The organism is Kineococcus glutinatus (assembly GCF_039542765.1).
Taxonomy (GTDB): Bacteria; Actinomycetota; Actinomycetes; order Actinomycetales; family Kineococcaceae; genus Kineococcus_A; species Kineococcus_A glutinatus.
In genome coordinates this window covers 1-3927 of sequence record NZ_BAABIL010000077.1, presented here as the reverse complement: position 1 = coordinate 3927, position 3927 = coordinate 1, and the positions used below count along the sequence as shown (strand labels likewise).

Sequence of the window (3927 nt, the reverse complement as noted above, 5' to 3'; positions counted from 1 at the left end):
GCCCGGGGCCGTTCGCGGTGCTGCGCCGGCTGGCGGAGGCCGGTGGCGGTGTGGTGACCCCTGCCCGGAGCACCCCCGGGCACCGCTGCGGGACCCACGCCGTCGCCCCCTCGTCCCTCTCGCCCCGTCGCCCGTCTCGTCCGCGCCCCGCGGTGGTGGCTCAGTGGCCGCCGGCGTGCACCTGCGCGTGCTCCGGGTCGCGGCGGTTGCGCACGATCGAGGAGGCCAGCGCGGCGCCGATGAACGCGACGCCGATGAGGCCGGTGAGCACCTCGTTGACGTGCACCTCGATGGAGATGATGAGGATGATCGCCAGCGCGCCGATCGCCCACATCGCGCCGTTCTCCAGGTAGGGGTAGCGGCTGAGCGTGCCCTCCCGCACCAGGTGCACGGTCATCGAGCGGACGAACATGGCGCCCACGCCCAGACCGATCGCGATGATGATCGGGTCGTAGGTGATGGCGAAGGCCCCGATGACGCCGTCGAAGGAGAACGACGCGTCCAGGACCTCCAGGTACAGGAACAGGAAGAACGCGGCCTTGCCGCCGACGCGGGCCAGCTCGGTGGGACCGGTCCGCGCGGGGGCGCCGGCCTGGACGGCCTGCGCCGCGACCTGCTTCTCCGCACCCGTGGCGGCCACCTCCTCGGTGTCGTCCCCGTCCTCCTCGTCGATGTTGAAGACCTCGCCGAGGCCGTTGACGAGCAGGTAGACGAGGATGCCGAGCAGGCCGCTGAGCAGCACGGTGAGCTCGTGGTCGGCCGCGAACGTCTCCGCCGCGACCACCAGCAGGCCGCCGGCGACGATGACGCTGAGGCCCTGCAGCCGGCCGGCGTGCGACAGCACCCGCTCCACCGGGCCGATCCAGTACTCCTCGTGCTCGGCGGTGATGAAGTCGAGGAACAGCATCAGCAGGAACATGCCACCGAAGGCGGCGATCGTCGGGTGCGCGTCGTTGAGGATCGCGGCGTAGGACCCCGGGTCGCTCTCGGGGCGCTGCTCCATGGCCAGCTGCACCGCCTCGATCGGGCCGAGACCGGCGGTGATCGCGACGAGCAGCAGCGGGAAGACGAGGCGCATGCCGAAGACGGCGATGATGACGCCGACGGTGAGGAAGATGCGCTGCCAGAAGTCGTTCATCCGCCGCAGCACCGTGGCGTTCACCACGGCGTTGTCGAAGGAGAGGCTGACCTCCAGCACGACCAGGATGGCTGCGAAGAGCAGGGCTTGCGGACCGTCGTAGACGAAGGCGCCGATCAGTCCGGCGATGAGGACGGCGAAGGACCATCCGTAGGTCTTGAGCATGGAGTGGGCTCCGTGAGTCGCGGCGAGCGGAGTCGGGGCGTCCAGCGCACGACCCCGCCCGGGACCGGGCGGGGTCGTGCGACGGGACCGAGTCTGCCCTAGACGCTCACGCCGAAGTCGGAGGCGATGCCGCGCAGGCCGGTGGCGTAGCCCTGCCCGACGGCGCGGAACTTCCAGTCGGCGCCGTTGCGGTACAGCTCGCCGAAGACCATCGCGGTCTCCGTGGAGGCGTCCTCCGACAGGTCGTAGCGGGCCACCTCGGCGCCGCTGTCGGCGTTGACGACGCGGATGAACGCGTTGCGGACCTGCCCGAACGACTGCCGGCGGGTGTCGGCGTCGTAGATGGCGACCGTGAAGACGACCTTGTCGATCTCCGCGGGCACGCCCGCGAGGTCCACGTTGATCTGCTCGTCGTCGCCCTCGCCGGCGCCGGTGAGGTTGTCGCCCAGGTGCTCCACCGAGCCCTCGGGGCTCTTGAGCTGGTTGAAGAAGACGAAGAAGCCGTCGCTGGGGACCTTGCCGTCGGGGCCGACCATGATCGCCTGCGCGTCGAGGTCGAACTCCGAGCCGGTGAAGCTGTTCGCGTCCCAGCCCAGACCCACGGTCACGCGGGTCATCCCGGGGGCCTCCTTGGTGAGGGAGACGTTGCCGCCCTTGCTGAGGCTGACGCCCATGTGCGCTGCTCCAATCGGTGTCGTCGGCGCGGCCGTCCTCCGGCCGTCCCGTCGTGCGTCGTCGTCGGAACCGGCGAGCCGGGTCCGGCTCCCGGGCAACGATCCTGCCGCCACCTTGGTGCCCCGGCGACAGGGGGTGCCGGTGGGACCGGCGCCCGGTGCGGCCCCTCCCGGCGGGCGCGGGTCGCCGCGGCCGGCCGCACCTGCGCCGTCAGCGCCGGCTCACAGGTCGAGCCCCGAGCGGCCGAACTTCGCCTCCAGGAACCGCCGCTGCGTCGCCAGGCGCTCGGCGTCGGCGCCGTGCACGGCCTGGCGCAGCTGGGCGGCGCCCTGACGCAGCAGCTCCAGCTGCTCGCGCAGGTCGTCGGCGGGGCTGCGTCCCGAGGCGGCACCCGGGGTGGCGGCCACGTCCGGGGGCAGGCGCAGGTAGTCGTCGACCGCGCGGGGCAGGTACTCCCCGGCCAGGGCGTGCAGGTCGTGCGCGACGCGGGCGTCGACACCCTCCTCGCGGGCGCGCGCCAGCAGGGGGCGCAGCCAGCCGGCGGTCTCCCGCACCGTCTCCAGCGCTCCCGCGGGCAGGGTCGCCGCGGACTCCTCGGCCCGGCGCACCGCGTGGTCGGGGCCGCGCCGCGCCCGGGTCCCCTCGTCCTCCGGCGGCGCGGGCGGCGGCGGCGGGCGCAGCGGGGCGGGCGGGGCGGGCAGCGGTTGCCGCGCGGCGTGCTTGAGCGCCTTGCGGCGTTCCTGCACCGTCTTCTCGTAGGTGGCGTTGGCGAAGATCCAGACGAACATCAGCGGCAGCGCGATGCCCGGGTTGCCGGTGGCGAACATGATGATCCACAGCGCCAGCCAGAGCCCGCGCACCCCCTGCACGACGGGGCCGCTGACGTGCCGGCCGCCCGGCAGGTCGATGCCCTGCACGTCGGCGGGCACCCGGACGGGCGGGTGCGGTGGCACGTGGGGCAGCAGGTGGGAGCCGGTCGCCGCGGCACGGTCCGGACCGCCCGGGGCGACGCCGTGCTGCGGGGCGCGCTCCGCGCCGGGGTCCGGGCCCACGCTCACCCGCCGGATGCTATCGCTCACCGCGCGTCCCTCCCAGGTCGTCCGTGCGGATCCGGACCGGCTCGGGGAGCCGGATCAGAGGTCCAGGTCGGAGCGGCGGAACTTCGCCTCCAGGAACCGCCGCTGGGTGGTCAGGCGCTCGGCGTCCGCGGCCAGCACCGCCTCGCGCAGCTGCCGCGCGCCCTCCAGCAGCAGCGCCAGCTGCTCCGCCAGCTCCTCCGCGGCCGTCAGCCCGCCGGGGCCGCGGCGGGTGGTGGCGACGTCCGGGGGCAGCCTCAGGTAGTCCTCGACCGCCGTGGGCAGGTACTCCCCCGCCAGGGCCTGCAGGTCGTGCGCGACCCGCGCGTCGGCACCCGGTCCGGCGGTCCGCTCCAGCAGCGGGCCCACGACGTCGGCGACCTCGCGCACCGCCGCGACCGCACCGGGGGGCATCGCCGCGACCTCGACCCGGCGCACCGTGGCCACCAGCACCTGCCGGGCGGCCACCGCCGGATCCGGGGGCGGCGGTGCCGCCGCGGCCTGCGCCAGCGCGGCCCGCTGCGCACGGCGGTGGGCCTTGCGGGCCTTCTTGCGCCGGCGCACCCCGGACTCGTAGGCGGAGTCGGCCGCGATCCACGCGACCATGACGATCAGGGCGACGACGGGTGCCCCGAGGACGAACAGGACGATCCAGGCGGTCAGCCACAGCCCTCCCACGGCGCGCACCACCGGGCCGGCGACGTGCCCGACGCGGGGCAGGTGCAGCGCGCCGACGTCCTCGGGGTCGCAGGTGTGGGCGGGGTGCGCACCGCGGGCGACGGGCGCCGCGGGGACCCGCCGGACCGCGACGACCTGCTGCGGCGCCGCCCCCCACCCGGCCTGCTTCGCCTCGGCGACCGCCTGCCTGGCCGC

General features: G+C 74.8%; 4 protein-coding genes. All 4 read right to left on the bottom strand.

Annotation, left to right across the window (positions count from 1 at the left end):
- Positions 1 to 160: 160 nt before the first annotated feature.
- Positions 161 to 1303, bottom strand: a complete 1143-nt coding sequence (locus ABEB16_RS03750; protein ID WP_345710931.1) for a DUF475 domain-containing protein — start codon at positions 1301 to 1303, stop codon at positions 161 to 163.
- A 98-nt stretch (positions 1304 to 1401) separates the two neighbouring features.
- Entirely contained in the window at positions 1402 to 1977 is a 576-nt protein-coding gene (locus ABEB16_RS03745) for a TerD family protein (RefSeq protein ID WP_345710930.1), read from the bottom strand.
- A gap of 222 nt (positions 1978 to 2199) precedes the next feature.
- On the bottom strand, positions 2200 to 3036 hold the full coding sequence (locus ABEB16_RS03740; RefSeq protein WP_345710929.1) for a hypothetical protein: 837 nt from the start codon (positions 3034 to 3036) through the stop codon (positions 2200 to 2202).
- A 75-nt stretch (positions 3037 to 3111) separates the two neighbouring features.
- Positions 3112 to 3927, bottom strand: an 816-nt coding sequence (locus ABEB16_RS03735) for a hypothetical protein (RefSeq protein ID WP_345710928.1), incomplete at its 5' end; no start/stop codon positions are given.

Bases quoted from the DNA above. Each gene is read 5' to 3' on its own strand.
- ABEB16_RS03750 (WP_345710931.1), bottom strand. From the start codon at position 1,303: ATGCTCAAGACCTACGGATGGTCCTTCGCCGTCCTCATCGCCGGACTG.
- ABEB16_RS03745 (WP_345710930.1), bottom strand. From the start codon at position 1,977: ATGGGCGTCAGCCTCAGCAAGGGCGGCAACGTCTCCCTCACCAAGGAG.